We start from the raw sequence: 3,901 nt of genomic DNA on the forward strand, positions 1-3,901 counted from the left end.
GTCTCGCGCATCAGCGCAACGTTGCGATGCAGCGGGACGTAGCCCGTCGACGCACCGGTCAGCCCTTCGGCGGCGAGCGCGCGCACCGCGGCATCGCGCGTGCCGGCCGCTGCGAGGGCAGGGGCCCGAAATATGAACAGGTGCCGCCCGTGCGCCGTCACCGCCGGATCCGGCGGAGCCAGCTCGACGCCCTCCACATCGCTGAGAAGCCCGGCAAGCAACATGGCGTTGCGCTCGCGCACCTGTTGCCGCGCCGGGTGCCGGACCAGCTGCGCCCGCAGGATGGCGGCCTGAAACTCCGTCAGCCGCAGGTTGTAGCCCACGTCCGCGTGTTGATACCAGCCACCACCGGGCACCCGGCCGACGTTGACCAGCGAGTACAGCGCGGCGGCCGTCCGCTCGTCGTCGGTGACGACCGCGCCGCCCTCGCCGGAGGTCATGTTCTTGCTGCTCTGGAAGCTGAACGTACCGACATCACCGATCGCGCCGACCCGGCGGCCCTTGTACGCGGCGCCGTGCGCCTGGGCCGCGTCCTCCACGAGCGCGACGCCATGCCGTTCGGCGATCGCGGTGAGCGCGTCCATGTCTGCCGGGCGGCCGGCGAGGTGCACGACGACGATCGCCTTGGTGCGCGGTGTGATGGCCGCCTGGACCGCCTCCGGGTCCAGCAGGTGCGTCGATGGGTCGATGTCCGCGAAGACCGGCACCGCTGAGATCAAGAGGGCCGCGGAGGCGGTTGCGATGAACGTGTACGGCGGCACGATCACCTCGTCTCCGATGCCCACGCCCGTGGCGCGGAGCGCGGCGACGATCGCCAACGTGCCGTTCACCAGACATGTCGCGTGCGCCGCCTGCTGATACTCGGCGAACTCACGCTCGAACGTGGCGACGACGTCTCCGTGGGTGCTGCCCCATTTCCCGGATCTGAGCACCTCGAGCACGGCACGCTCCTCGTCGTCGCCGTGGTCCGGCCAGCCGGGAAAGGCCTCACCAGGGCTGAACGCAGGCGTCCCGCCGTCGATGGCGAGCGCCTCGGTCGTCACGTCCATCGGTGCCTCCTCCACGTCATGTGTTCCCATGATCATCAACCGCTGGCCGCACCACGGCCGGTCCGACCGTTGATGATCACCGGAGTCGGGCGAGTGCGGTCTCGAACGCCGTCAGGGTCTGGTCGACGTCGGCGTCGGTGTGCGCCGAGGACAGGAACCACAGACCACGCGGGACCATGTTGATCCCCTCATCCAGCAACAACCCGTGCAGCCGCGTCATCGTTGAGCGGTCCGTCGTCGCGAACTCGCGGTAGTCGCGAACGTCCGCCGCGTCGGTCAGGTAGATCTGGAACAGGTGCCCTGTGCCCTGCACGAGCATCGGGACGCCGAGGCGGGACGCGATCGCCGCTATCCCGTTCATCAGCCGCCGGCCGCGCCGCTCCATCTCCGGGTAGATGTCCTCGCGTTTCTCGTCGAGCACCTCGAGGACGGCGCGGGCGCCGGCCATCGCGACGGGGTGCGAGTTGAAGGTACCGGCGTGCGAGACCTTGCCGGAAGCGATCGATTCCATCACCTCGGCTTTACCGGCCAGCGCGGACACCTGCATCCCTCCCGCCATGGCCTTCCCGAAGACGCCGATGTCCGGCGTGATACCCAGCCGCTCCTGGGCACCGCCCGGGGCCAGCCGGAAGCCGGTGATCACCTCGTCGAAGATCAGCAGGATGCCCTCGTCGTCGCAGATCTGGCGTACGGCGGCCAGATAGGCGTCGTCCGGCGTGATGGCTCCCGAGTTGCACAGCACCGGCTCCATGACGACGGCCGCGATCTCGCCTCGATGCCGCGCGACCGCGTCGGTGAACGCCTGCAGGTCGTTCCACGGCGCCAGCACCAGGTCAGCCGCCTGGTTCTGTTGCTGGCCGCCGGATCCCGGCACCAGCACCGGGTGGTCAGCCGGACCCGCCTGGTCGAGCGGCGGGTGCACGCTGAACAGCACTGGGTCGAACCAGCCGTGGTAATGGCCCTCGAACTTGAGGATCTTGGCCCGGCCGGTATGCCCTCGGGCCAGCCGGATGGCCGCGTGGGCGGCTTCGGATCCGACCGAGTTGAACCGGATCAGCTCCGCGCACGGCACCATCGAACGCATCCGCTCGGCCACCTCGATCTCGGCCAGGTGCTGTGCCGAGTACGTCACTCCCCGTCGCATCTGCGCCGACACCGCCTCCGCCAGCACATCTGGGCTGTGGCCCAGGATGGCCGGCCCTTGGCCGAGCACGTAGTCGATGTAGCCGTTGCCATCGACGTCCCACAGCCGGCTCCCGCTGGCATGGTCGACGTAGATCGGGGTTCCGGGCAGGCGCCGCGCGTCGCTCGAGACCCCGCCGGCGATCACCTCACGGGCACGCGCATACATCGCGTCGCTGTGCTCCTGATTCCGAGCCACTCCTGCCCTCCAACCTCATCCACCCTTGGCGCGCCTTCCCTTACGGCACACTAGGCGGGCGATCACCGCGCGCGTCAACCAACAGCGCATCAACCGTGCACTGACCGCATCGGCGCGTTCTTGTCCGCGCCATCCCGGCATGCTGAGCTGGGCCATGTCGCAGCGCCACGTCGAGAGAAGGGATTCACGTGCACCTGGGACGCATCAGAAGGTCTCCTGGCGAGCCGGTAGAGCTTGCCGCCTGGGACTCCGAGCTCGGCCTGGTGTCGCTACGACGGCCGGCCTCTGGCATCGGCGCCGATCCGCTCGCCTTGCTCGAGCGCTACGGCCAGGACGGAGCGGCCGACCTCATCCGTACCGCAGGTGCCGAGGCGCGGCCAGAGGACCTCCTGGCCGAGAAGTCCGTCATCTTCGAGCCTCCGGTCGCCCGGTGCAGCAAGGTCTGCTGCATGGCCCTGAACTATCGCGCCCACGCCGAGGAGAGCGGCCTCGAGGTGCCGCCGGACCCGGTCCTGTTCTTCAAGCCGCCGTCGGCGCTGACCGGTCACCTGGGTGAGATCCGGCCGCCTGCCCGGACCAAGCACGTCGAGCACGAGGTCGAGCTGGCCGTCGTGATCGGTACCCGCTGCCGAAACGTGCCGGCCGGTGAGTGGCGCAGCGTGGTCGCGGGCTACACCATCGTCAACGATCTGACCGCACGCGACCTGCAACTGATCAACCATGAGCGCAACGTCCCGTGGGACCAGTCCAAGGGGTTCGACGGCTTCGCCCCGCTCGGTCCGTACCTGGTCACCGCGGACGCCGTGCCCGACCCCGGCCGGCTGGAGATGACCCTGACCATCGACGGTCAGATCCGGCAGCAGGCGAGCACGTCGCAGATGGTCTTCGACATCCCTCAGCTGATCGAGGACCTGACCGACGGCATGACGCTGGAGCCGGGCGACGTCATCGCGACCGGCACGACCGCGGGGATCGCGCCGGTCGCCGACGGCGACGTGATGCATGCGGCCATCACCGGCCTGGGCACACTATCGAACCGCGTCAACTTCGCCGACCCGGTGTGATCCGCGCCCGGATCATCTAGAGCGGCTCGGTTCGGGTGGTTGGGCTCACAAACCCGCTGGCCAGCCCGTACACACCGATGTCACGCAGCGTCGGCTTGACCATGGGCTTCGCCACGGTCCTCGGCTTCACGCGTGCCACCGATCGGATCGTTACCGTAGCCACCGTCCGGATGGACATCGTAGCCGTCGGTGTGCTCACAGGTGCGGCTACCACTATGACTCTCACCGTCGTCGTTGGGCTGTTCAGTGTTTCGGCGATCGGTCTGTTCGGTGTTGCTGTTGTCTGTGTTCTGGGGGCCGGCTCGGGGTTGTGTGGTGTCGTCGTTGGCTTGTTCGTTGAGGATGTGGTGGATGGTTTCGGTGGCGGTGGTGGGTGGGTCGGATTGGTGTGCGATGCCGTTGGGGTC

General features: G+C 68.5%; 4 protein-coding genes. 1 reads left to right on the forward strand and 3 read right to left on the reverse strand.

Going from position 1 to position 3,901, the window contains the following annotated elements; translation table 11 throughout:
* Together ELR45_RS28545 and ELR45_RS28550 are read right to left on the reverse strand one after the other, a co-directional pair.
* The coding region (locus tag ELR45_RS28545; RefSeq protein ID WP_205857449.1) for a DegT/DnrJ/EryC1/StrS family aminotransferase at nucleotides 1-1,049 on the reverse strand (1,049 nt) is incomplete at its 3' end.
* Between the two features lie 76 nt (nucleotides 1,050-1,125).
* Nucleotides 1,126-2,430 (reverse strand): aspartate aminotransferase family protein, encoded by a 1,305-nt coding sequence (locus ELR45_RS28550; protein ID WP_129669338.1) that lies wholly within the window; start codon nucleotides 2,428-2,430, stop codon nucleotides 1,126-1,128.
* A gap of 188 nt (nucleotides 2,431-2,618) precedes the next feature.
* Between ELR45_RS28550 and ELR45_RS28555 the strand changes: the two genes are divergently transcribed.
* On the forward strand, nucleotides 2,619-3,494 hold the full coding sequence (locus ELR45_RS28555; RefSeq protein WP_205857450.1) for a fumarylacetoacetate hydrolase family protein: 876 nt from the start codon (nucleotides 2,619-2,621) through the stop codon (nucleotides 3,492-3,494).
* Between the two features lie 80 nt (nucleotides 3,495-3,574).
* Here ELR45_RS28555 and ELR45_RS35950 read toward each other — a convergent pair.
* On the reverse strand, nucleotides 3,575-3,901 hold a 327-nt coding region (locus ELR45_RS35950), incomplete at its 5' end, for a hypothetical protein (protein ID WP_165368186.1).

The organism is Phytoactinopolyspora endophytica (genome assembly GCF_004138495.1).
In the GTDB taxonomy this organism is placed as follows: Bacteria; Actinomycetota; Actinomycetes; order Jiangellales; family Jiangellaceae; genus Phytoactinopolyspora; species Phytoactinopolyspora endophytica.